This window comes from Sphaerisporangium sp. NPDC049003 (genome assembly GCF_043197795.1).
In the GTDB taxonomy this organism is placed as follows: domain Bacteria; phylum Actinomycetota; class Actinomycetes; order Streptosporangiales; family Streptosporangiaceae; genus Sphaerisporangium.
Genome location: NZ_JBICTU010000009.1, coordinates 116233 through 139655 on the forward strand (window position 1 = coordinate 116233; position 23423 = coordinate 139655).

At 70.2% G+C, this 23423-nt stretch carries 22 protein-coding genes, 1 tRNA gene and 1 riboswitch; of the genes, 10 read left to right on the forward strand and 13 right to left on the reverse strand.

Annotated elements, in window-relative coordinates:
- Positions 1–60: 60 nt before the first annotated feature.
- From ACGFIV_RS12285 to ACGFIV_RS12310, 6 genes are read right to left on the reverse strand one after another with little or no spacing between them, the layout of a single operon-like run.
- Entirely contained in the window at positions 61–1497 is a 1437-nt protein-coding gene (locus ACGFIV_RS12285; protein WP_358557088.1) for a serine/threonine-protein kinase, read from the reverse strand.
- Positions 1494–2948 (reverse strand): penicillin-binding protein 2, encoded by a 1455-nt coding sequence (locus ACGFIV_RS12290; RefSeq protein WP_358557085.1) that lies wholly within the window; start codon positions 2946–2948, stop codon positions 1494–1496. The genes ACGFIV_RS12285 and ACGFIV_RS12290 overlap by 4 nt, the downstream gene beginning before the upstream one ends.
- Positions 2945–4294: an FtsW/RodA/SpoVE family cell cycle protein gene (locus tag ACGFIV_RS12295; RefSeq protein WP_358557142.1), complete on the reverse strand. Its 1350-nt coding sequence runs from the start codon at positions 4292–4294 to the stop codon at positions 2945–2947. The genes ACGFIV_RS12290 and ACGFIV_RS12295 overlap by 4 nt, the downstream gene beginning before the upstream one ends.
- Before the next feature lie 30 nt (positions 4295–4324).
- Entirely contained in the window at positions 4325–5614 is a 1290-nt protein-coding gene (locus ACGFIV_RS12300; protein WP_392834341.1) for a Stp1/IreP family PP2C-type Ser/Thr phosphatase, read from the reverse strand.
- Positions 5611–6078: an FHA domain-containing protein gene (locus tag ACGFIV_RS12305; protein WP_358552768.1), complete on the reverse strand. Its 468-nt coding sequence runs from the start codon at positions 6076–6078 to the stop codon at positions 5611–5613. The genes ACGFIV_RS12300 and ACGFIV_RS12305 overlap by 4 nt, the downstream gene beginning before the upstream one ends.
- Positions 6079–6095: 17 nt before the next feature.
- Positions 6096–6836, reverse strand: a complete 741-nt coding sequence (locus tag ACGFIV_RS12310) for a DUF3662 and FHA domain-containing protein (RefSeq protein ID WP_358552766.1) — start codon at positions 6834–6836, stop codon at positions 6096–6098.
- 92 nt (positions 6837–6928) lie between these two features.
- Here ACGFIV_RS12310 and ACGFIV_RS12315 point away from each other — a divergent pair.
- Both ACGFIV_RS12315 and ACGFIV_RS12320 read left to right on the forward strand, forming a co-directional pair.
- Positions 6929–7011: transfer RNA gene (locus tag ACGFIV_RS12315), tRNA-Leu, on the forward strand.
- 455 nt (positions 7012–7466) lie between these two features.
- A complete protein-coding gene (locus ACGFIV_RS12320) occupies positions 7467–8612 on the forward strand; it encodes an MFS transporter (protein ID WP_392834346.1) in 1146 nt (381 codons plus the stop codon).
- A gap of 13 nt (positions 8613–8625) precedes the next feature.
- Here ACGFIV_RS12320 and ACGFIV_RS12325 read toward each other — a convergent pair whose 3' ends face one another.
- A complete protein-coding gene (locus ACGFIV_RS12325) occupies positions 8626–9672 on the reverse strand; it encodes a hemolysin family protein (RefSeq protein ID WP_392834349.1) in 1047 nt (348 codons plus the stop codon).
- The gene (locus ACGFIV_RS12330; RefSeq protein ID WP_358552772.1) at positions 9669–11030 is read right to left on the reverse strand and encodes a hemolysin family protein; all 1362 of its coding nucleotides are present in this window, start codon (positions 11028–11030) and stop codon (positions 9669–9671) included. Before ACGFIV_RS12330 ends, ACGFIV_RS12325 begins: the two co-directional genes overlap by 4 nt.
- 279 nt (positions 11031–11309) lie before the next feature.
- Here ACGFIV_RS12330 and ACGFIV_RS12335 point away from each other — a divergent pair, with 279 nt between their 5' ends.
- From ACGFIV_RS12335 to ACGFIV_RS12350, 4 genes are all read left to right on the forward strand, one after another.
- On the forward strand, positions 11310–12674 hold the full coding sequence (locus tag ACGFIV_RS12335; protein ID WP_358552760.1) for an LCP family protein: 1365 nt from the start codon (positions 11310–11312) through the stop codon (positions 12672–12674).
- A gap of 146 nt (positions 12675–12820) precedes the next feature.
- Entirely contained in the window at positions 12821–13699 is an 879-nt protein-coding gene (locus ACGFIV_RS12340; RefSeq protein ID WP_358552758.1) for a DNA-formamidopyrimidine glycosylase family protein, read from the forward strand.
- An 89-nt stretch (positions 13700–13788) separates the two neighbouring features.
- Positions 13789–14121 carry a rhodanese-like domain-containing protein gene (locus ACGFIV_RS12345; RefSeq protein WP_358552756.1) on the forward strand — a complete coding sequence of 111 codons (333 nt, stop codon included), beginning with the start codon at positions 13789–13791 and terminating at the stop codon, positions 14119–14121.
- Between the two features lie 24 nt (positions 14122–14145).
- Positions 14146–14272: riboswitch (TPP riboswitch) on the forward strand.
- Positions 14263–15669 carry a cytosine permease gene (locus tag ACGFIV_RS12350; protein ID WP_358552754.1) on the forward strand — a complete coding sequence of 469 codons (1407 nt, stop codon included), beginning with the start codon at positions 14263–14265 and terminating at the stop codon, positions 15667–15669. (Overlaps the previous riboswitch by 10 nt.)
- Here the strand turns inward: ACGFIV_RS12350 and ACGFIV_RS12355 are convergent.
- Complete coding sequence (locus ACGFIV_RS12355) at positions 15560–16123, reverse strand: methylated-DNA--[protein]-cysteine S-methyltransferase (RefSeq protein ID WP_358552752.1); 564 nt, start codon at positions 16121–16123, stop codon at positions 15560–15562. The genes ACGFIV_RS12350 and ACGFIV_RS12355 overlap by 110 nt on opposite strands.
- A gap of 180 nt (positions 16124–16303) precedes the next feature.
- Here ACGFIV_RS12355 and ACGFIV_RS12360 point away from each other — a divergent pair, with 180 nt between their 5' ends.
- Complete coding sequence (locus ACGFIV_RS12360) at positions 16304–18190, forward strand: PAS domain S-box protein (protein WP_358552750.1); 1887 nt, start codon at positions 16304–16306, stop codon at positions 18188–18190.
- 152 nt (positions 18191–18342) lie between these two features.
- Positions 18343–18777 carry an ATP-binding protein gene (locus tag ACGFIV_RS12365; protein WP_358552748.1) on the forward strand — a complete coding sequence of 145 codons (435 nt, stop codon included), beginning with the start codon at positions 18343–18345 and terminating at the stop codon, positions 18775–18777.
- Here the strand turns inward: ACGFIV_RS12365 and ACGFIV_RS12370 are convergent.
- The 4 genes from ACGFIV_RS12370 to ACGFIV_RS12385 form a co-directional block, all read right to left on the reverse strand.
- A complete protein-coding gene (locus ACGFIV_RS12370) occupies positions 18760–19959 on the reverse strand; it encodes an arginine deiminase (protein WP_358552746.1) in 1200 nt (399 codons plus the stop codon). The two genes, ACGFIV_RS12365 and ACGFIV_RS12370, sit on opposite strands and share 18 nt — an antisense overlap.
- Positions 19871–20515 carry a YidC/Oxa1 family membrane protein insertase gene (locus tag ACGFIV_RS12375; RefSeq protein ID WP_392834357.1) on the reverse strand — a complete coding sequence of 215 codons (645 nt, stop codon included), beginning with the start codon at positions 20513–20515 and terminating at the stop codon, positions 19871–19873. Before ACGFIV_RS12375 ends, ACGFIV_RS12370 begins: the two co-directional genes overlap by 89 nt.
- 73 nt (positions 20516–20588) lie before the next feature.
- A complete protein-coding gene (locus ACGFIV_RS12380) occupies positions 20589–20858 on the reverse strand; it encodes a DUF6412 domain-containing protein (protein WP_358552742.1) in 270 nt (89 codons plus the stop codon).
- Between the two features lies 1 nt (position 20859).
- Positions 20860–21030: a hypothetical protein gene (locus tag ACGFIV_RS12385; RefSeq protein WP_358552740.1), complete on the reverse strand. Its 171-nt coding sequence runs from the start codon at positions 21028–21030 to the stop codon at positions 20860–20862.
- Between the two features lie 181 nt (positions 21031–21211).
- Between ACGFIV_RS12385 and ACGFIV_RS12390 the strand changes: the two genes are divergently transcribed.
- Positions 21212–21937 (forward strand): response regulator transcription factor, encoded by a 726-nt coding sequence (locus ACGFIV_RS12390; RefSeq protein ID WP_358552738.1) that lies wholly within the window; start codon positions 21212–21214, stop codon positions 21935–21937.
- A gap of 34 nt (positions 21938–21971) precedes the next feature.
- Complete coding sequence (locus ACGFIV_RS12395) at positions 21972–23099, forward strand: HAMP domain-containing sensor histidine kinase (protein ID WP_358552736.1); 1128 nt, start codon at positions 21972–21974, stop codon at positions 23097–23099.
- The last annotated feature ends 324 nt before the right edge of the window (positions 23100–23423 follow it).

Genomic DNA, 23423 nt, shown 5'->3' on the forward strand with positions numbered 1-23423 from the left:
TCATCTTGGGTACCGGCCCGCGGTGCGGCTGCCGGTGTCCATCATCGACCCCGCGCCGCATTACGTCTCCCCGTTCGGGGGGATTGTGGTGCTTGCGGATGAGCTGGGGATTGGCGTCTCACTCGGCGTGGGGGTCGGTGTGGGCGTCGGAGTAGGGGTTGGACTAGGAGACGGAGTGGGCGTCGGCGTCCGTCGCTGAGTCGGTGTCGCCGATGTGCTTACCGTAGCCGACCGTGACACCGAGGGCCTGACAGACTTCACCGGTTTCGGTCGAAGCGAGGTCGTCGTCGTCCTCGACGGGGACGAGAACCGCGTGGGGTCGCCGCTCGTCGGGTTGACGGGCTGCGACGGGCCGCTGTCGAGCCCCAGCTCAGGAAGCCCGCCCGCCGCCAGGGCACCGAATCCGACCGCCGCCGCGCAGCCCGCCGCGGCGAAGAATCCGATGGCCGCGCGCCTGCGTCTGCGCCTCGGCGCCGCCGTCGGACGGGGACTACGGGGGCCGGCCGGGGGATGCCCGATGCGCGTGGACGCGCGCGGCGGGACGGCCGTGGCGGCGGTCTCGTACAGACCCTCGAACGGGTCGCCGGGCTGATCGAGCGCCCCGGACCGCTCCAGCGATTCGCGGATGGCGAAACCGGACGGGTCGGTGAGCATGCTCAGATCGGACGCGCTCGGGGTGGAGAGCGAGTCGCGCAGCACCATCGCCCGGTCGGCCAGCTCCCGCGTGGTGGCGGGCCGGTGGTCGGGGCTCTTCGCCAGCATGGCCATGACCAGGTCGCGGACGGGCTTCGGCACGCTGTCGGGAAGCGGGGGCACCTGCTCGTTCAGGTGGAGAAGGGCGATGGCCACCTGGTTGGGCGCCGTGAAGGGCGGCCGCCCCGTGAGGCATTCGTACGCCACGACGCCGAGGGAGTAGATGTCGGTCGACGGGGTCAGCACGCTCCCCGACGCCTGCTCGGGGCTGACGTACTGCGCGGTGCCGAGCACGGTGCCGGTCATGGTCATGCGGGAGCCTTCGAGGGCCCGCGCGATGCCGAAGTCGGTGACCTTGATGACCCCGGTCTCGGTGACGAGGATGTTGCCCGGTTTGATGTCGCGGTGGATGATGCCCGACCGGTGGGCGGTGTGCAGCGCCCGCGCGGTCTGGCCGATCACGTCGAGGGTGACCTCGGGGCTCAGGGTGCCGTTGCGGGCCAGGATCGCCGACAGCGGCTCGCCCGGGACCAGCTCCATCACCAGGTAGGCGATGTCGTCCTGCTCGCCGTAGTCGAAGACCTGGGCGATGCCGGAGTCGGCCAGTCCGGCGGTGATCCTCGCCTCGTTGCGGAAGCGCTCGCGGAACTCCGGCTGCGCGGCCACGTGCTGGCGCAGGAGCTTGACCGCGACCTCACGGCCCAGGAGCTGGTCGGACGCGCGCCAGACCTCCCCCATGCCACCGGTCGCGATGCGAGCGGTCAGCCGGTAGCGGTTGCTCAGCACCCGGTTGACGGAGGTCACTGCCCGAGCACCGCCTGCATGACGTCGTGCGCGATGGGCGCGGCGACCGCGCCTCCGGTCGCGTCGTTTCCGGCGCTGCCGGACTCGACGAACACCGCGACGGCGACCTTGGGGTCCTCGGCGGGCGCGAAGGCGATGAACCAGGCGTGCGAGGCCGCGCCCTTGGCGGTCTCGGCGGTTCCCGTCTTGCCCGCCACGGTGATGCCGGGGAGCTGGGCGGCCTTGCCGGTGCCGTTCTGCACCACGCTGATCATCATCTTGCGGAGCTCGTCGGCCACCTCCGGGGTGACGGCCTCGTCGAGCTCCTGGGGCCGCGCGCTGTCGATCTCGTCGCCGTCGGGGCTCACGATCTTGTTCACGAGGTAGGGCTTCATGACCTTGCCCTCGTTGGCCACGGCGGCGGCGACCATGGCCATCTGCAGCGGCGTGATCTGGTTGCTGCGCTGGCCGATCGAGGTCTGGGCCAGCGCCGCCTTGCCCTCGTCGGGGCCGATGTCGCTCGCGACCACGTCGAGCGGGATCGCCATGGGCTGGCCCATCCCGAACTTCGCCGCCTGCTCCTTGAGCTTGTCGTAGCCCATTTCGAGGCCCATCGTGCCGAACGCGGTGTTGCACGAGATCGTCAGGGCCGCGACGAGCGTCGCCCGGCCGCCGCACGACTCGCCGTGGTAGTTGGGCAGGCCGATGGTGGTGCCCGGCAGCGGCAGGACGTTCGGCGCGTCGACCTCGGTCTGGGCGGTGCGCGAGCTGTCCTCGCTGAGGTAGGCCGCCGAGGTGACCACCTTGAACGTCGAGCCGGGGGCGTAGGTGGTCGAGATGGCGCGGTTCAGCAGTGGCTTGTTGTCGTCCTTGTCGAGCTTGTTGTAGGCCCTCGCGGCCTTGGCCTTGTCGGGGGCCGCCATGGTGTTCGGGTCGAAGGTCGGCAGCGAGACCATGGCGAGGATCGCCCCGGTCCTCGGGTCGAGCGCCACCACGGCGCCACGCTTGCCGCTCCGCTGCATGTCCTCGTAAGCGATCTTCTGGGCCTTGGGCACCAGGGTGAGGTCTACGGCGGCGCCGCGGGTCGGCTTGCTCGTGATCAGGTCGACCGTGCGGCGGACGAACAGGTCGGGGTGGGTGCCGTCGAGGTACTTGTTCGCGGCGCCCTCGATGCCCTGCGCGCTCTCAGGAGCGAAGAAACCGATGACCGGCGCGTAGACCGGGCCGTCGGTGTACTTGCGCTGGAACCGGAACGTGTTCGCCGCGCCGGTGTCCACGGACTTGGCGAGCGTCTCGCCACCCGCGGTGATCATGCCGCGCTCGTTCTCGTAGCGGGCGTAGAAGCTGCGCTGGTTGCGGCCGTCAGAGCGCAACTCGTCGGCCTTGACCGCCTGCAGGTAGTTGATATTGATCATTAGCAGGCCGAACATGAGCAGGCACGCCACGGAGGCCCGCTTGAGCGTGCCGTTCATCGTTGAAACACCTGCGTGAGTCCCTCGTCCTGGATGGCTTGCGGCGGCGGGCGCCGGGCGGCGTCTGACATGCGTACCAGCAAGGCGATAAGGATCCAGTTAGCCAGGAGGGCGGAGCCGCCCTGCGACATGAACGGCGTGACCAGGCCCGTAAGGGGAATCAGGTTGGTCACGCCACCGACGATGATGAAGACCTGCCACGCCAGGATGAACGAGATGCCGCCCGCCAGGAGCTTGCTGAACGGGTCGCGCGCGGCCACCGCCGTGCGCAGTCCGCGCTCGACGATCAGGGCGTACACCATGAGTAGCGCCATGAGGCCGGTGAGGCCGAGCTCCTCGCCGGTGGCGGGGAAGATGAAGTCGGAGAAGGACAGCGGGATCAGGTCGGGGTGGCCCTGGCCGAGGCCGGTGCCGAGGATGCCGCCCGAGCCCATGCCGAACAGGCCCTGCATCAGCTGGTAACTGCTGCCGAAGTCACGCTCGTAGAGAGCCTGGCTGCTCGGGTTCAGCCAGACGTCGAACCGAGCGCCGACGTGGCTGAAGATCTGGCCGGCGACGAACGCGCCGCCGATGAAGAGCAGAACGCCGATGAGCACCCAGGAGGTGCGCTGCGTGGCGATGTAAAGCATCGCGATGAACGCGCCGAACAGCAGCAGGGAGGTGCCGAGGTCCTTCTCCAGGACCAGCACGCCGACGCTGACCACCCAGGTGATGAGCACGGGGCCGAGGTCGCGGGCGCGGGGAAGGTCGATCAGGAGCAGACGGCGCCCGGCGAGCGCCAGCACGTCGCGCTTGGCGACCAGGTAACCGGCGAAGAAGACGACCAGCGACAGCTTGGCGAACTCACCCGGCTGGATCGAGAAGCCGCCGACGCCGACCCAGATGCGGGCGCCGTTGATCTCCTTGCCCAGGAAGGGCAACAGAGGGAGGATCAGCAGCCCGAGGCCCACGAAGCCCGCGGTGTAGGTCATCCGCTGGAGGGCGCGGTGGTCACGCAGCACGATGAGCGTGACGGAGAACATGACGACGCCGAGTGCGGTCCAGAAGAGCTGGCTGCTGGCGGAGGCGAGTTTCGGCGTGGCCTGCTCGATGCGGTAGATCATCACCAGGCCGAGGCCGTTGACCAGCGTCACCAGCGGAAGCACCAGGGGGTCGGCCCAGGGGGCGAACCTGGCCAGCACGAAGTAGGCGGCGAGCATCAGGCCGCCCAGGCCGAGGCCGTAGGTCAGCATGCCCGCGGGGACCTGGCCGTTCCTGCCCAGCCCGACGTTTGCGTAGGCGACCATGACGATCGCGACGGCGAAGGCGAGCATGACAAGCTGCGCCCCTCGCCGTTTGGCGGTCATGGGGACGGCCGCGACGTCGACAGCACTCACTTAGGAGGACTCCGTGGGGCTGGGGGAAGTCGTGGGCTCGGTGGTCTTCTGGTTACCACCGGATTTGGCCTTCAAATCGTTGATCTTGGTCTTTCCCGCCTGGAGGTCGGCTACCGGGATCCCCCGTCGCACCTGCTCGCGCTCCGGTTCGGGGATCGAGGACACCGACAAGCCGGTGCTCTGGGCCACGGAGTTCAATTGGATCGGTCCGATGGTGCTGTCGACCCCGCGAAACAACACTAGCTCGTCACCCTGGGCCCCGACGTAGTACTGATCTTGGGTCCACTTGTAGCCGTAGTAGCCGCCACCCCCGAGGACCAGCACCAGCAGGACGAGCACGACCAGCGCGACCGGCCACAGGCGACGGCGTCTGACACGCCGCGGGGCGGCCACGGCGTTCGCCGCCGGGCCGCCCGCACGCTCGTCGTCAAGGTCGTCCACGATCACGGGCTGCGGAGCGGTGATCGTGGACGCGCGCCCGGCCGGAGTGTCAGGAGGCTGGGATCGGAGGCGGTTCGACCCGGCGGCGCCTACCACCGCGGCGTCTCCCGCCACCACCTGGCCTTCCTCGATCTCGACCACGTCGGCGACGATGCAGGTGATGTTGTCGGGGCCTCCGCCCCGGTTGGCGAGGTCGATGAGCTGGCGGACCACAGAGTCCGGCTCCTCGACCGTGGTCAGGGTGTGGTGCAGGGTCTCCGCGCTGACCACGCTGGAGAGACCGTCTGAGCAGAGGAGGTAGCGGTCGTTGACCTGGGCCTCGCGAAGCGAGAGGTCGGGATCGACCTCGCCGCTCCCGTCGAGGGCCCGGAGCAGGATCGAACGCTGTGGATGGCTGGCGGCTTCCTCCTGCGTGATCCTTCCGTCGTCCACAAGCGACTGCACCAGGGTGTGGTCATGAGTGATCTGGTACAGCTCGCCGTTGCGGAGGAGGTAGGCGCGGGAGTCGCCGACGTGGACAAGGGCGACGCGGGTGCCTGACCACAGCATCGCCGTGAGTGTGGTGCCCATGCCCTTGAGGCTGGGATCACGGCCGACCATCTCGTGCAGCTTGCGATTGGCATCGCGCACCGCGGCCTCGATGGCGCTGAGCAGGTCACCCCCGGACGCGTCCCGGTCAAGGGACGACATGGCGGTGATGGCGACCGAACTGGCCACCTCACCGTGAGCGTGCCCGCCCATGCCGTCTGCGACGGCGAGCAGGCGCGGGCTCGCGTACGCCGAGTCCTCGTTTCCTTCACGGAGGAGGCCGACGTCCGAGCGGGCGGCGTAGCGGAGTGCGATTGTCATTTGCGCAATTCGATGACGGTTTTGCCGATGCGAATCGGAACGCCGAGGTGCACCGGCATCGGACGGGTCACTTTGGAGCGGTCGAGATACGTGCCGTTGGTCGAGCCGAGGTCTTCCACGATCCACTGACCGTCCTGGGGGAACAGCCGGGCGTGCCGGCTGGAAGCGTAATCGTCGCTGAGTACCAGCGTGGCGTCATTCGCCCGACCGATAGTGATTGGCGTCTCCGTGAGGTTGATGATGGTCCCTTGGAGGGGACCACCGGTAACGACCAGTTGTCGCGGCTCCCCCTTCTTCGGCTTCGCCGGCTGACGTGCGGGTTTGGTTGGCTTGCGCACAGCTGCAGGAGCCGCCGTACGTGATCCGAACAAGTCTGTCCGGATCACACCCACCGCGGCAATCACAAAGAACCACAGCACCGCGAGGAACGCGAGCCGGATCAGCAGCAGAGTGAGCTCGGACATGGACCGTTTGTCTACCCTTAATCGCGCCGGAACACCAGGGTTGTGCGACCCAAGGTGACTCGGGTGCCGTCCTGGAGCTCGATCCGGCGTACCGGCTGGCCGTTGACGAAAGTGCCGTTCGTTGAACCGAGGTCGACGAGGGCCACAAGCGTGCCCTCGACCCTGAGCTCGGCATGGTGCCTGGAGACGCCCGGGTCCACCAACCGCAGGTCGCAGTCGGTGCCCCGTCCGAGAAGCGTCACGGGGGTGGTCAGCTCATAGGACCGCTGGCCCTGCGGGTCGTCCTGAGTGGACACCAGCAGGCGTGGGCGGCCGCCGAACGCGCTCGGCTTGCTCGCGGGAAGATCGCTGACGGGCTGCCGGATCTCGTCCTGCTCGACCGTGGCCCCCCGGATGACTCCCGAGCGGATACGGAACAGGCCGACCGCCAGATCGTCGGCGGTCTCGAAGCGAACCCGGACGGGTCCCACGAACGAGTACCCCTGTTCCTTGGCGTACTCCCTGGCGAGGTTGGCGAGCTCATGACTGATGCTGTCGGCGTACACCTCCAGACGCTCGCTGTCGGTCGTGGACAGCTCCACCACGAAGTCGTTGGGCACAAGAGTGCGACCCTGTGCCACGATCGCGGCTCGTTCGTCCATCTCCCGCTGCACCGCGCTGGCGACCTCGACCGGCTGAAGGTCAGATTTGAACGCCCGCGCAAAGGCCCCCTCAACCAAGCCTTCGAGCCTTCGCTCGAAGCGCTGAAGGACTCCCACCGGGTACCTCCCTTCCTCCATCGTCTAGGAGGATCGTATCCGGGTTCGGTGGCATGCACGGATCCGTGCTAGCCTTTCCACGCACTCAAAGAGGGCGAGTGGCGGAACGGCAGACGCGCACGGTTCAGGTCCGTGTGTCCGCAAGGACGTGAGGGTTCAAATCCCTCCTCGCCCACAAGATCCCCGGATGGTCGAAGCGAAAGCTTCTTCGCCCGGGGCTTTTGTGTGTTCTGTGTCATGTTCGTTCTCCTCCGGGGTCTGGTGCTTCCAAGGAGCCGGCACATGAAACCCCGAAGGCCCGAAGTCCTGTGGCTCCCGCCGGCACTCGGCCCTTGTGACACACAGGACACCCCTCTGGTTGAGGGGCTCCGATCAAGGTAGTGGGTGACACCCGGGGAGAGAAGCCCCGGCCGGAGGTCCGAGTCCTTTCCTTTACTCGCTGAGTTCGGCTCGCCCACCTCGGATTGTCTAGTGCGCCCGGCTTTCAGATCACTTTCGACGTGCTTGCACGCGGCACGTCACCAGGCCTCATGCTTCCTCCCGCGCGATCCCCACCTGACAAGACATCCACATGTCTCATAATCCGGAACAGATTGTCTTATCGGGCGAGATAGGTTCTATGGTGCCCGCATGAGGGCACCGAATCGCTGGGCGATGCTCAGCCTGGGCATGGCCGCCCAGGGCGCGGGCTGCGTGTTCATGTACGGCCTGCCGTTCCTCGTCCCGGTCCTCCGCGAGGAGCTGGGCCTCGGCCTGGCGCGGGCGGGCCTCGTCGTGGGCGCGCCGAGCGCGGGGATGCTGTTCACGCTCATCGCCTGGGGCTGGGTGGCCGACCGGTACGGCGAGCGCCTGGCGATGGCCCTCGGCCTGGGGCTGGCGACGATGTTCCTGGTCTGCGCCGCCTTCACCACCACCGCGGGGCCCCTCGCCGCCCTGCTCGCCCTCGCCGGCGCTTCGGGGGCCTCGGCGAACGCCGCCAGCGGCCGGGTGGTCCTCGGGTGGTTCCCCGCCGAGCGGCGCGGTGTGGCGATGGGCTGGCGGCAGACCGCGCAGCCCATCGGGGTGGCCGTGGCGGGCGCCGTCCTGCCGTCCATGGGAAGCCTGCGTGCCGCCCTCCTCACGATGGCCGGCATCTGCCTGGTCACGGCCGTCGCGGTCGCGTCCATGGTCGTCGACCCTCCGCGCGGCCGCGCCCGGCCGGGAGAGCGGACGGAGTCGCCCTATCGCTCCCCGCGGCTGTGGCGCGTCCACGCGGCGAGCATGCTGCTGGTCGTCCCCCAGTTCGCGACGGCGACGTTCGCGCTCACCTATCTGGTGGCCGAGCGCCACTGGCATCCCGCGAGCGCGGGACAGCTCGTGGCGGTCGCGCAGTTCGCGGGGGCGGGCGGGCGCCTCCTGTGCGGGCGGTGGTCCGACTGGGCGCGCAGCCGCGTACGTCCCATGCGGCAGCTCGCGCTCGTCAACGCGAGCGTGATGGTCCTGCTGGCGCTCGCGGTGCAGGCGGGCTCCACGGCGGGGACGCCGCTGCTGATCACCGCGCTGGTGATCTCGATGAGCGGCAACGGCCTCGCGTTCACCGCCGTGTCCGAGATGGCCGGAGCGGCCTGGGCGGGCCGGGCGCTGGGCGGCCAGAACACGGTGCAGAACGTGGCCGCGGCGGCCACCCCCGCCGCGCTGGGCGTGCTCATCACCCAGACCGGATTCGGCGCCGCCTTCGGCCTCGCGGGGGCCCTCGCCCTGGCCGCCGCCCTCGCGACGCCCCCCGAAGGCACCTGACCCGACGTCCCGGCTACCTCGCGCGGGCGCCGGCGGTGGCCGTACGGGTGTTGAGAAGCTCGCCGACGAGGTCGGTGAGGCTGACGAGGCCGGTGACCCGCCCATCCTTGTCCGTGACGAGCCCCAGGTGCGCGTGGGCGTCCTGGAGGCGCGCCACGGCCTCCGGAACCGTCGTGGACGCCTCCAGGCGCGGAGCGGGGCTCATGAGCTTCTCAGGCGCGTTGCCGGGGTTGATCAGCGTGTCGCGTACGTGCAGCACGCCGAGCACGTCCTCGGGGGAGCCGCCGTTGACCAGCAGGCGCAGGTGGCCGCTCAACGCGGCCACGTCGCGGACGAGGTCGTCCGGCGCCCCGGCCGGCACGGCCGTGGCCGTCTCGATCGGCACCATGAGCCGCTCGACCGACTGCGACTGCACCTTGAGCGCCCGGGTCAGCAGGTCGTGCTCGTCCCTGTCCAGAAGGCCCATACGGCCCGACTCGCCCACCAGCATCGCGAGCTGCGGCGGGGTGCGCGTGGTAGCCAGCTCGTCCTTCGGCCGGACGCCGAACGCCCGCAGCAGCCCGTTGGACAGGCCGTTGAGGGTCGCGAGCACCGGCCGGGCGATCCACGTGAAACCGCGGAAGGGCAGCGCCAGCGCCATCGCGGCCCGCTCGGGGTGGGTCAGGGCCCACGACTTGGGCGCCATCTCCCCCGCCACCATGTGCAGGAACGTGATGATCGCCAGCGCGATGACGTACGCGACGCCCACCCGCACCGACTCGGGAAGGCCGACCAGTCCGAAGACAGGCTCCAGCAGGTGCTCGATCGCCGGCTCGGTGACCATGGCGAGGCCCAGGGAGCACAGCGTGATGCCCAGCTGGGCTCCGGCCAGCATGAGGGACAGCTCGCGCCCGTTGCGGAGCGCGGCCCGTCCGGCCGTCCTGGTCAGGCGGCCGCCGCCGGCTGCCGCCTCTTCCAGGCGGTGCCGCTTGGAGGAGACCACGGCGAACTCGGCCGCGACGAACAGGCCGTTGCCGATCAGCAGGACGACGCCGAGCAGCAGTGCGGTCACGGTGTTCATCGGGCCTCACCTCCCACGATCGCCGCGTCGGCGACCCGGGGCGCGAGCCGTACCCGGCCGGGGACCCTGCGCTGCACATCGAGCACGGTGAGCAGGACGTGCTTCTCGGCGGGCTCGTCCTCGTCGAGGAGGTCCCGCTCGGTGGTCAGCGGCACGGTGACCTCGTCGCCCGGCTCGGCCAGGCGGCCGAGGCGGGCCATGATCAGGCCGGCCACGGTGTCGTAGTCCTCGCTCTCGGGAAGCCCCAGGCCGGTCGCGCGCTCGACCTCGTCCAGCCGCAGGGTGCCGGGCACGTCCCAGGTGCCGTCGTCCTGGGCCACGGCCTCGTCCGGCTCGGGGTCGTTCTCGTCCATCAGCTCGCCGACGAGCTCCTCGGCGAGGTCCTCCATCGTCACGACGCCGGCGAGCCCGCCGTACTCGTCGATGACGCACGCCAGCTCGCTGCCGGCCGTGCGCATGCGCTCCAGCAGCGCGGGCAGCGGCAGCGTGGTGGGCACGAGCAGGGGCGCGCCGGTGATGCGCTCGATGGGCTCGTCGTAGGACTCGCCGCGAAGCAGCTCGCTCAGGCCGGTCACCCCGACGACGTCGCCGCCGTCCGCGCCCAGCACGGGGTAGCGGGAGTGGCCCGAGGACTTCACGGCCTCCAGCAGGTCGGACGCGGGCCGTCCGGCGCGGAGCGAGACCACCCGGGGCCGGGGGACCATGACGTCCTCGGCGGTGCGGTCGCCGAACTCCAGCGCGCGCTCCAGCAGGTCCGACAGGCGCTCGGAAAGCTCCCCGGCGGCCTCGGACTCGGCGATGATGCGCGACAGCTCCTCCGGCGTGGCACCGTGCTCGACCTCCTCCACCGGCTCCACGCCGGCAAGGCGGAGCAGGCGGGTGGCCGAGGCGTCGAAGAGCCGGATGACGGGGCCCGCGACGGCCATGTAGATCAGCGTGGACCTGGAAAGCCATTTGGCGACCGGCTCGGGCCGGGCGATTCCGAGGTTCTTGGGGATCAGCTCACCCAGTACCATCTGGACGATCGTGGCGATCACCAGGCCGAGGGCCACCGCGATGCCGGGGACCACCGCCTCCGGGACGCCCAGGGCGGAAAGGCCAGGGCTGATCAGCGGGGTGAGGGCGGGTTCGGTGACGAAGCCCACGAGCAGTGTGGTCACGGTGATGCCGAGCTGCGCGCCCGACAGCATGAACGAGAGCCTTCCGGTGACCTTGAGCGCCCGCTCGGCGGCGGCGTCGCCCGCTGCGGCCTGCTCCCGGAGGGTCGACCGGTCGGCCGCGATGAACGCGAACTCCTGCGCGACGAAGTAGCCGGTCGCGAGGGTGAGAAGTAGTACGGCCGGCAGACCGAGAACCATGGTCACTGGTCTGCCATCCCCGATTGAATTGGGCCCGTGCCGTGGCACGGGCATGTACTCCACGGGTCGGGAGCGGACACGACTGTCCTTTCGCTAGAGGTCGTCGATAACCGTAACGGTCCAGGCTCGACCAATGTTTCCCGCGGCACGACATTGGTGACTTACTGTGACTCTGCGTACTTTTACATGAGAAAAGCTTGGTGACGGAACGCCCCGCGTAGACGCGACGGCGTAGCTTCGAAAGCAAAGCGGCTCTAGCCACAGGACGGGGACGACAACGTGGGCGATTGGCCTGGAGACCGGTCGGGGGGGTCCGACGAGAAGGGGTCCCACGAGGGGCCGACCCGGGCTCTGCGCCGTCCGGCCGGAGCCGGAGGCGAAGGGGCGTATCCGCCGGCGGGCGGGGACGGTGACGAGCCCTACTCGGCGGGTCAGCCGGCGCACCGCTTCCCGCAGGGCTCGCGTGACCGGGGCGGCCGGGCCGGCTCCGAGGACGAGGAGCGAACCCGCCAGCAGGCCTTCCCCGGAGGCGGGGAGGCACCGGCTTCCGGAGAGCCCTCCAAGGGGAGATCGCGCGTGTACGGCAAGCCGCGGTCCGGCCAGGCGCCGATCCGGCCCCTGTCGAGCCCGGAGACGCCCAAGACGCATCCGTCCGGCGGCCCCGGGGCCGCCGAGCCGAAGGCCCGCGGCCCGAGGCGGACGGGCCGTCTGGTGGTCAGGATCCTCGTGATCCTGCTGGTGGTGCTGCTCGTGCTCGGCCTGGTCGGGTTCTTCTGGATCAACTCCCGCATCACCAGCGTCGAGTCGCTCACCGACTATGACGGCCGTCCCGCTGCCACCCCCGGCGAAGACTGGCTGCTGGTCGGCTCCGACAGCCGGGCCGGGCTGACGGCCGCCCAGCGCAAGAAGCTCGCCACCGGCCGTGCCGTCGGCAAGCGCACCGACACGATGATGCTCCTGCACATCCCGAGCGGCGGCGGCAAGCCCACCCTCGTCAGCCTGCCCCGCGACTCCTACGTCCCCATCGACGGGCACGGCAGCGACAAGCTGAACGCCGCGTACGCCTTCGGCGGCCCCAAGCTGCTGACCAAGACGGTCGAGAAGGTCACCGACATCCGTGTCGACCACTATATGGAGATCGGATTCGGCGGCTTCGTCGGCATCGTGGACGCGATCGGCGGCGTCAACATCTGCGTCAAGCAGAACATCAAGGACCACAAGGCCGGCATCAACCTCAAGAAGGGCTGCCAGGACATGGACGGCGGCACCGCCCTTGGGTACGTCCGCACCCGCGCGACCGGCGCGCTGCCCGACTTCGACCGCACCCAGCGCCAGCGCCAGTTCTTCGGCGCCGTGGTGAAGAAGGCCGCGAGCCCGGGCGTCCTGGTCAACCCGTTCCGCTCGATCCCGCTGGCGATGAGCGCGACCGACTCGGTGGCGGTCGACCCGGGCACGGGAGCCTTCGACATGCTGTCGCTGGGGCTCGCGATGAGCGGCGATCCGATCGCCACCGCCGTGCCCGTGGGCTCGCTGCCCACGATCAACGGCGCCTCCGTCGTGAAGTGGGACACCGAGCGCGCTCTGCGGCTCTTCAAGGCCCTGGCCGAGGACAAGCCGGTGCCGGAGGACGTCCTCACCAAGTAGGCGCGACACGCGCGCCGAGCCGAGGGGGCGGACGCGCGCCGAGCCGAGGAGCAGGCGCGCGCCGGGGCGAGGAGCAGGCGCGACGCGCGCTGTGGGTACAGCTCAGGCGCGCGTCGCGGGTCCTCGCGAGCGGTTAGTGTGATGGCATGCCCGAGCTTCCCGAGGTGGAGTCGCTCGCCGAGTTCCTGCGCGAACGGGCCGTCGGCCGCCCGGTCGCCGCCGTCGACGTGGTGGCCTTCCAGGCGCTGAAGACCGTGGACCCGCCGGTGACCTCGCTGGCAGGGCTGACGGTGACGAGTGTCGCCCGTCACGGCAAGTTCCTCGACCTCGACTGCGACGGGCTCCATTTCATCACCCACCTCGCCCGTGGCGGCTGGCTCCGCTGGCGCGACGACTTCTCCGGGGCCAAGCCCGTACGTCCCGGCAAGGGCCCCCTCGCGGCCCGCGTGCGGTTCGCGCCCGGCGACGACGGCAGGCAGCCCGGATTCGAGCTCACCGAGGCGGGCACCCAGAAGCGGCTCGCGGTCTACGTCGTCCGCGACCCCGGCGAGGTTCCCGGCATCGCGAGCCTCGGCCCCGATCCGCTCGCGCCCGAGTTCACCGTGGACGTGCTCAAGGGCATCCTCGGCGGCAGCCGCACCCGCATCAAGGGGCTCCTGCGCGACCAGAAGGTGATCGCCGGCATCGGCAACGCCTACTCCGACGAGGTGCTGCACGTGGCCAAGATGTCCCCGTTCAAGATCGCGGGGTCGCTGACCGACGACGCGGTGGCGGGCCTGCACGAGTCGATCGTCAGCACGCTGCGGGCGGCCGTCGAGCGCTCTCGCGGCATCGCCGCGAAGGATCTCAAGACCGAGAAGAAGTCGGGTCTGCGGGTCCACGGGCGTGCCGGGCAGCAGTGCGAGGTGTGCGGGGACACGATCAGGGAGGTGTCGTTCGCCGACTCCTCCCTGCAGTACTGCCCGACGTGCCAGACCGGCGGGAAGCCGCTAGCCGACCGCAGGCTGTCCCGCCTTCTCAAATAGCCCACCGGGGCCTTCTCGGGGAGAAATCAACGCTCGGTCAGTAATGACAACCCTCCGTTAGCGGACGGAAAGCTCGCAGAGCGGGGACAATGAACGGCATGAACGTCCCTGAGATCGAGGCCAAGGCCGTACCCGACGATGTCTTCCTGCTCGACGTGCGCGAGCCCGACGAGTGGCTGGCGGGGCACGCTCCGGCGGCCGTCCACATCCCGCTCGGCGCGCTGCAGCAGAGGGTCGACGAGGTCCCGGCCGGCGTGCCGGTCTACGTCGTCTGCCGGGTCGGAGGCAGGTCCGCGAGGGCCGCGGCGTGGCTCAACCACGTGGGCCGAGAGGCGATCAACGTCGGTGGCGGCATGCAGTCGTGGGCCGCGGCCGGCCGTCCGATGGTGGCCGAAAACGGGGGGCAGCCCTTCGTCGCCTAGCGGCGGAGTGTAATAATTCGGTCAAAATCCATACCGCGGGAGCTCGGGCGCAACCGGGCTGAGAGGGCGGTTCCCAGTGACACTGGGCGCGCCGCCGACCGCATGAACCTGTCCGGGTAATGCCGGCGTAGGGAGCGTGCGATGACGTCCGCCGTCGGCGAGGTCCCCCTGACACTCGACGAGGCCCCCCCGAAGACGCTGGGCCTGCTCGACCAGGGCGCCTTCTGGGCCAACCTCGGAGTGAGCCTCCTCGGCTTCTCGGGGGCCCTCTACCTGATCAACCCGCTGGGCGACGTCCCGCTGAGCCTCGGCGCGGCCGTCCTCGCGGCCGTGGCCGGAAGCCTGATCGGCACCGTGATGGTCGGCCTCGCGGCGGTGCCGGGCGCGCGCACAGGCGCGCCGGCGATGGTGCTGCTGCGGGGCTTGTTCGGGGCCAGGCTTTCGTACGTCCCGACGGTCCTGAACGTCGTGCAGATGCTCGGCTGGGGGGCCTTCGAGCTGTGGGTGATCGCCACCGGGGCGCGTGCGATCTTCGGTGACGCGGTGCCGTACTGGGTGTGGGTGGTGGCGGCGGGGCTGCTGACCATCGCCCTGACGATCAGGCCGCTGGGGGCGATCCGCCTGCTCCGGCGGTTCGTGACGGCGGGGGTGGTCGTCGCGATGGTGTGGCTCGCGGTGGCGCTGCTGCGCGAGGCACCCACCCTCGGAGGCGGGAACTGGAACGCCTTCGCCCCGGCCGTCGACTACGTGATCGCGCTCTCGGTCTCCTGGGTGCCGGTGGCGGCCGACTACGCGCGGCACTCGCGGTCCGGGCGGGCGGCCTTCGCGGGGGTGGTCAGCGGCTACACGATCGCCCAGGTCGCGTGCCTGGTCATCGGCGTCCTCGCGCTGGCCCTGGTCGGGAACGACCCCGACCGGGTGTGGGACGCCTTCGTCGCGGTGCCCCTCGGGGGGCTGTTCTTCGGAATCCTGGTGCTGCGCGAGGCCGACCAGTCGTTCGCCAACGTCTACTCCACGGCGATGTCCCTGCAGAACCTCCTGCCTAGGGTGGACCGGCGCGTCTTCTCGATCGTCGTCGGCGTGCTCACCACCGTCATCGCGCTCTTCGCCGACGTGAAATCCTACGGGGCGTTCCTCGGCGTCATCGGCGCGGTCTTCGTCCCGATGTTCGCCGTCCTCGTGGTCGACTACTTCCTGCTCGGCGGGGCCGCCAGGTGGGACACCTCGGCGGGGGCGCCCTCGCGGTGGGGGATGGTCGTGCCGTGGGTGCTCGGTTTCGTGGCGTACTGGCTGGTCACGGCGACGCCGACGGTGGCGTGGTGGGACTCGGTCTGGACGGCGCTCCGAGGCGCGATCGGCTTCGAGCGGCAGGTCTGGATGAACGCCGCGCTCGCCGCGTTCGTCGTCGCCGCGCTGGCGACGCTGCTCGGGCAGGCGTTCAGCGGGCGGGGTCTTCGAGGCGGAGGAGGAACTGCTTGGCGGCGAGGCCTCCGGCGTAGCCTCCGGGATGCCCCTGCGACTCGATCGCCCGGTGACACGGGACGATGACGCAGACCGGGTTGGCGGTCAGCGCGTTGCCTATCGCGCGTAGCGCCTGGGGCCGCCCGATGCGCTCGGCGATTTCGGGAAATGTCGTGACGCTTCCGTAGGGCACGGCCATCGTCATCTGGAGCACGGTACGCGCGAACGGCGTGGCCAGCCGGAGGTCGACGGGAAGGGTGAAGGCCCTGAGCCTGCCGGAGAAGTACGCGTCGAGCTCACGGCGTATCGGATCGAGGCGCCGCGGGTCGGGCCCGATGAACGAGCCGATCTCGCGGGTGATGCGCGCGAAGACGACGTGCTCGTTCTCGTAGCTGCACGCGACCACGCCGCGCACGGTGACGGCGAGCGCCAGCCGCCCGACGGGGGTGTCGGTCATCCCGAAAGCGACGTCGGGTGGGGTCTCGCCCACATAGCCGGGAGCGGTCACCCGCACGAGGGCTTCGAGATCCCCTGTCGACATGGCCGCACCCCTCCCGGTCCCGCTACCAGGCAGCGTATAGGAGCGGAGGGTCCCACCGGCCGCGACGGCCACGCGCCGCGCGCCGTAGAAGACCCCGAGAGGGTACAGTCCCGACGAATGCGACTATTCGTACATCAAAAGTGCCAAGACGCGGGGGCAAAAACGGGCACGATGGGGGTCATGAGTGACGACAGGGTAGAGAACGCCGATGACGGCATTGCCCGTGCTGTCCTCGCGAGTTCCCCGAATGCCGTCGTAGCCCTCGATCGTGACCTTTCCGTCCTGTTGTGGAACCCCGCCGCCGAGCGCCTGTTCGGCTGGACCGCGGGCGACATGACCGGGCGCAGGGCACCGCTCGTCCCCGACGAGCTGGTGGTGGAGCACAACGCCGTGCTGGAACGGGTCCGCACGGGAGGGCCCGTCTCGTTGCGCACCAAGCGCCTGCGCAGCGACGGCTCGCTCGTCGACGTGGGCGTGGACCTGAGCGCGCTGCGCTCGGAGGCCGGCGCGCTGCTCGGCTACGTGAGCGTCTACCACTCCCTGGAGAACGACTCGGCGGCCCGCGACCGGGGCGCCCGCAGGGCGAGGCTCGTCCGGCGGCTCACCGACGTGGTGGGCGACATCAACGCCGAGCTGGAGCTGTCATCCGTCCTCGACCGCATCGCGGGAAGCCTCACCGAGTTGACCGGGGCCGACGCGGGCGGGTTCGTTCTGATCGAGGACGACCGCCTGCGGCTGGTCAGCGCGCACGGGCTGCCCGACAGGCTCCGGGGCGCGACCGCCGACCTGCGGACGAGCCTGGTGGGCAAGCTGCTGCGGACCGGGAAGACCGTCCTGCTGGAGACCGGCGACCAGGCCGTGCTCGACGATCTGATCTGGTCGCAGCTGCCCGGCCTGCACACCATCGCGCTCGGCGTCGCGGCGGTCGGCGGCCGGCCGTACGGGGCGCTGTACGCGCTGTTCGCCGAGCGCAAGGCCGGCCACGTCGAGCTTGAGCTGCTTGAGCTGCTGGCCGGGCACGCCGGCATCGCGCTCGCCAACGCGATGGCGTACCAGGAGGCCGTGCGGCAGCGGGCTCACGAGCGGGCGGTCGTCGACGCCAGCGCGGACGGCATCGCGGTGCTCGACGGCATGGGGTACGTCCGCCAGTGGAACCCGGCGGCCGAGGAGCTGACCGGGGTGCGGGCCGACGACGTGATCGGCGACCGGCCGCCGTTCCCGCTGCCCGCGCCGGGGGAGAAGCTCACCACCCAGCTTCCGTGCGGTCGCTGGCTGGACGTGGTCAGCGCGGAGATCAACGACACCGCCGAGATCGTGGTCGACTTCCGTGACGTCACGCGCGCCAAGGAGCTGGAGGAGGCCAAGGACCTGTTCCTCGCCACCACCAGCCACGAACTGCGCACGCCCATCACCGTGGTCCAGGGGTTCGCCAGCACGCTCGACGCGCGCTGGGACAAGCTGTCGGACGTCGAGCGCCGCTCCGCCGTGCGGACCATCGCGGAGCGGGCCCGGGCGCTGGGGCAGCTCATGGACCACCTGCTGCTCGGCGCGCGGGCCGGGGCCGAGGAGCTGAAGGTCCGGGTGGAGAGCTTCGACCTGGGCGAACGGGTGCGCGCGGCCACGCTGGGGATGCCCGTCCTGTCCGACCGGCATCGCGTGGAGGTGGACATCCCCCGCGACCTTCCCCTGGTCGACGGCGACGCGCTGGCCACCGACATCCTGCTCGCCCAGCTCCTGGAGAACGCCTTCAAGTACTCGCCGGACGGCGGGCTGATCCGCGTGCTCGCGTGGGCCGAGGGCGATCGCGTCGTCCTCGTGGTGGACGACGAGGGCGTGGGCATCGCGCCCGACGACCACGAGCGCGTCTTCGAACGGTTCGTCCAGGCCGACAGCGGCGACCGCCGCAGGTTCGGCGGCGTGGGGCTCGGGCTTTACATCGCACGCAGCCTCGCGCGCGCCCAGGGCGGCGAGGTGACCGCCCATTCGCGGCTCGGCGGGGGCACCCGAATGAGATTCATCCTGGGCACCGCACCGGCCTATATCGGATCCGACACACCGAACCGGTAACGGGCAGGTCACGGCTGGACTCATCTAGTGTCGAATCTGCACAAGCAATGATCGCCGCACGGTTTCCAGAACCATCGAACGGGGCATTTCGGTCGTACTGGGATGTGTTTTCCTCAGGGGGAAATGCAGGAGAACGGGGAAGTGAGGGCGTCGTGCTGTTGCCGTATGCGCCGACCAGCGTCGCCGTCGCACGCCAGCGTCTCAGCGCCGATCTTGAGGCATGGGGAGTGTTCGCCGCCGCGGTGGAAGACGCCGTTCTTGTGGTGAGCGAACTGCTGAGCAATGCGTTGCGTCATGCCCACCCGCTGCCATCGGGCCAGATCATGGCCACCTGGGACTGGGCGGACGAACATCTCGAGGTCACGGTGAGCGACGGAGGAGCGGCCACGGAGCCCCGCGCGGGACGGCCGACCCTCTCCTCGCTCGGCGGGCGGGGGCTCGGAATCGTCGAGTTCCTCGCCGTGCGCTGGGGCGTACGCCATGACGGTGACGTGACCACGGTGTGGGCGGTCCTCCATGCCCCGGTCGCTGTCCTTAATTCGCAAGTCAGAACACCCGAAATGGGCGCCCTACGCGAGTGTGGTTAGACGTTCCCTGCTGATAGGGCAGGACATACAGCGCGGGCCGCCCCGGCCGCTTCCTAGTTCGCTGCCCGCAATACGGATGACCTTCACCCCCGAGGCCTCCAGGCGCGCGTTCGTCTCCACGTTGCGCTCGTAGGCCACCGCGACCCGCGGGGCGAGCGCGAGCGTGTTGTTTCCGTCGTCCCACTGCTCGCGTTCGGCGGTGACGGGGTCGAGCCCGGTGTCGATGACCTTGACCCGCTCGATGCCCATGGCCTGGGCCGCCGCCTCCAGGAAAGGGCGGGGCTCGAACACGCGCAGCTCGCCGTTCTCCATCGAGGTCACGGTGTAGGCCTGGAGTGAGTAGGCCACCGGCGGATACATGACCACGGTGTCCACGTCGACCATCGTGCAGATCGTGTCGAGGTGCATGGTGGCCCGCTGCTGGGCGATCGGCACCGCCAGCACGGTGTGCGCCAGCCCGGCCGCGAAGACGCGCCGGCAGAGGCGCTCCACCCCCGCCGGCGTCGTACGCTCACCGGTGCCCACCGCGATGACCCCCGGAGCCATCAGCAGCACGTCACCGCCCTCGACGTGTTCGAGCCAGGGTTCGTACAGGTGGTCCACCCCGGCGAACCTCGGGTGGTAGGTGTAGATCAGTCGGGTCAGGAGACTCTCTCGCGTACGGGCCGGCATGGCGAGGCTGGTCACGGCCACCCGGTCGCCGATCCACACGCTGGAGTCCCTGGTGAACAGCAGGTTCGGCAGGGGGTCGACGACGAAGTCGTGCCGGTCCATCAGGCCGTACACCAGGCCACGGCCGGTCTTCAGCTCCTCGCGGGCGAGCCCGGCGATCAGCGTCTGGGTGAGGTCCTCGGGGTCGAGCTCCTCCAGGTGGTCCCGCGTCAGCTGCGCGAGCCTGTCGCCGAGCTGCCGCTCCTCCAGCACGGCAGGGATGATCTCCTGGCGTGCGGAGTCGTACTCCAGCGTGTCCTGGAGCAGCTCGGTGAGGTAGAGAACCTCGACCCCGTGGTCGCGGAGCGACTGGGCGAACGCGTCGTGCTCCTCCTGGGCCCTGCCGACCCATGGGATGCCGTCGAAGAGCAGCTTGTCGCTGTTACGGGGGGTCAGCCGCTTGAGCTCGGCACCCGGCCGGTGGAGCATGACCGTCTCCAGCCGCCCGACCTCGCTGTCGGCACCGTTCATCGTTCGACCCTCCCGATTGAAACCACGTCGTTCCAACATTCAACGTTAGTGGCGCACAAGTACCCCAATCTGCATGAGGGCGTCGTATCAGGCCGGCTTGGGATACAGGATCGCCCGCTCCGCCCCCCAGGCCGCTTCCCGCGAGCACGGCGGCGAAGTGCTCGCCGAGCGGAACGCCGAGGGCGCTCTGGGCCAGCAGGAGGTTGGGGTGCCCGGCGATGGTCGCCGAGACGAACACCCGGTAGGTGATCATGAGGAACGGCGCCTGGGCGAGACCGGGCATGATTCCCGCGAACATCGACGTCCCCCCGGCGGCGTACAGCTTGGAGGTCTCCCGCATGAGCCGCTCCGGGTCGCGGGCGAAGCGCTTCCTCAGCGCCTCGACCTGCGGCGCGAGGCGCAGGCGCGCCTTCTGGGCCTTCGCCTGCCGCACGCTGAGCGGCAGGAGGAGCAGGCGCACGGCCAGGGTGAACAGGACGATCGCGAAGGCCGCGCCCGTGAGGGATCCAAGGCCGTTGATGAGCCGGTAGGCGGAGTCGATGACGGTGTCGAACATGGCGGGACAAGCCCCTTCGTCTATGTGGATGAACATGACGAAAGCGCCCGTGAGCGGCACGACTACCGGGACGCTAGACGGGCGCGGGGCCTGAGGATGGCGCTCTGGGGCGTGGGCGACCGGCGGCGGCCGGGTGGAGCATCCGTACGAAGACGGTGTGCGCGGCCCGCGGACGGTGACCCGAGGCCACAGCGACCGCGGGCGCCGACGCCAGCCGCCCGAGAGCCCAGGCGAAAAGCAGAAGGGTGACCCCCACGAGCCCGGCCGTCGTCAGCGTCGCCGGGCTGGTCGGCCAGGCGAGGAGCTGCGCGAGCAGCGCGATGGTGGTGGGGAAGCCGGTCATCCTACTTGTTCGACAGCTTTCCGACGACGGTGACGGCGGCGACGGCCACAAGGGCGACGACGGCGATGACGAGCAGGAGCTTGAAGATCCCCAGGACGAGCGGGAGCACGAGCCCGAACACCACGTAGAGTGCGAGCACGACGCCGAGGATTGAAAGAACGATGCGGGCCATATCCAGAAGGTACGTCGCACGGGGCCCGGCCGCGAGCGCACGACGATCTCTGGTCGAGATCGTGACCTCTGGGCCCGGCAGCCGGCTCTACGAGCCGGTATCGGTCTCACGAGCCGGCATCCGTCTTACGAAGTAGTGACGCGAGTCGTGTGGGCGGCCGGATCAGCCCTACCGTGGGGTGATGAGCGTGACGCCCCGACCTCGGATCCTCGTGGTGGACGACGACCCGACCGTGGCCGAGGTGGTCGTCAAGTACCTCGAACGCGACGGGCACATCGTCGAGAGCGTCGGCGACGGCGCCGAGGCGCTGCGCAGGGCCCTCGCCAACCCGCCCGACCTGCTCGTCCTCGATCTGATGCTCCCCGGCATGGACGGCCTCCAGGTCTGCAAGAGGCTCAGGGAGCGCTGGCCGGTCCCAGTGATCATGCTGACCGCCCTCGGCGAGGAGATCGACCGGGTCGTGGGCCTCGAAACGGGCGCCGACGACTACGTCACCAAGCCGTTCAGCCCCCGTGAGCTGGCCCTGCGCGTGCAGTCGGTCCTGCGGCGGGCGCGCGGTGCGCTGGTCACGTCGGGTACGGGCGTGCTGCGCGACGGAGAGCTGCTGGTGGACGTGGGGGCCCATGAGGTACGGCTGGGCGAGCACGAGATCACCCTCACGGCCCGCGAGTTCGACCTGCTGGCGTACCTCATGCGCAACCCGCGTCAGGCGTTCAGCCGGGCCGCGCTGCTCAGCCAGGTGTGGGGATGGTCGTTCGGCGACACCTCCACGGTGACCGTCCATGTCCGCAGGCTCCGGGAGAAGATCGAGCCTGACCCGACCGCGCCCCGACGCATCGTCACGGTGTGGGGAGTCGGGTACCGGTACGAGCCGGTCGAGGACGACACGGGCGGCGAACGGCCGTGATGGCCCTCACGGCTCCGGTCACTGTGGAGGGCCCGTGATCCTCCAGATCGTCGCCGTCACCGCCGGCCTGGGGCTACTGGTCGGCGGGGCCGGCCTAGCGGGCCTGTGGCTGCTGCGTGGACGTTCGATCGGCATCATGCTCGCCGTGGTCGCGGTGGTCACCGTCACGGCCACGCTCGCCGGGGTGGTGGCGATCACCATCGAGATGATCATCGACGGGCATCCCAAGAACGTCGTCCTCACCGTCGTCGCCGTCGCCGGGCTGGTCGGGCTCGGGGTCGCCATGGTGGTGGCCCGGCAGGTGGTCGCGGCCAGCAGGAGGCTCGTGGCCGCCGTGGAGGCCGTCTCGCCGTCGCGTGACTTCATCCCGCCGCCCGGCCGGCTCCCGGCGGAGCTGGAGACCATCTCCAGGGCCCTGGACCAGGCGTACGAGCGGCTGCGCGCGGGGCGGGAGCGTGAGAGGGCCCTGGAGGGCGCACGGCGCGAGCTGGTCGCGTGGGTGAGCCACGACCTCCGTACTCCGCTGGCGGGCATGCGCGCCATGGTGGAGGCGCTGGAGGACGGGGTCGTGGACGACGCCGCGACCGTGCGCCGCTACCACAACCAGATCAGGGTGGAGGTCGACCGGCTGTCCCACATGGTCGACGACCTCTTCGAACTCTCGCGCATCCACGCGGGCGCGCTACGGCTCTCCCCGCGGCGCATCGGGCTCGGCGACCTCGTGGCCGACGCGCTCGCGGGGGTGGAGGCCCTGGCCAGGGCCAGGGGAGTGCGCCTTGAGGGCGAGGCCGAGCCGGTGCTCCCGGTGTACGCCGACGCCGCCGAGCTGGGGCGTGCCCTGCGCAACCTCGTGGTCAACGCGATCAGGCACACCCCGGAGGACGGCACCGTGGTCGTACGCGCGGTCGCCGACATGGGCACCGTGCGCCTCTCGGTGGCGGACTGCTGCGGGGGCATCCCCGAGGACGACCTACCACGGGTCTTCGAAGTGGCCTTTAGGGGCGAGGCCGCGCGGACCCCTGGCCCCGATCGGGGAGCGGGACTCGGCCTGGCCATCGCGCGCGGAATCGTCGAAGCGCATGAAGGGGCCATCGCCGTCGTCAACGAAGGCGCGGGCTGCCGTTTCGAGATCATGCTTCCGGTCTGCGGTCCGGCGGCCTGACGTGCCGTTCTGGAGACCCGTCAGGGGGCCTTCGGCGGGGCCGCCGGTGAACCTGTAGCCGGAGATGTCGATGGACCCCTTGGCGCCGAGTGCCCCGTTCAGGCGGAACGAGGTGTTCGTGTCGAGGGGGCTGCTCGGTCCGGAGTAGTCGCCCGTGCCCTGGTAGGTCTCGCGACAGTCGTCGCCCGGCGCGGAGGCGTACTCGGCCGAGGCGAACTCAGCGGAGGTGTACTCGGCCGAGGCGTATCCGGAGGCGGCGTACTCGGCCGAGGCGTACTCGGAGGCCGGACTCGCACGCTCGTACAAGGGGAGCGCGTCGAGCGC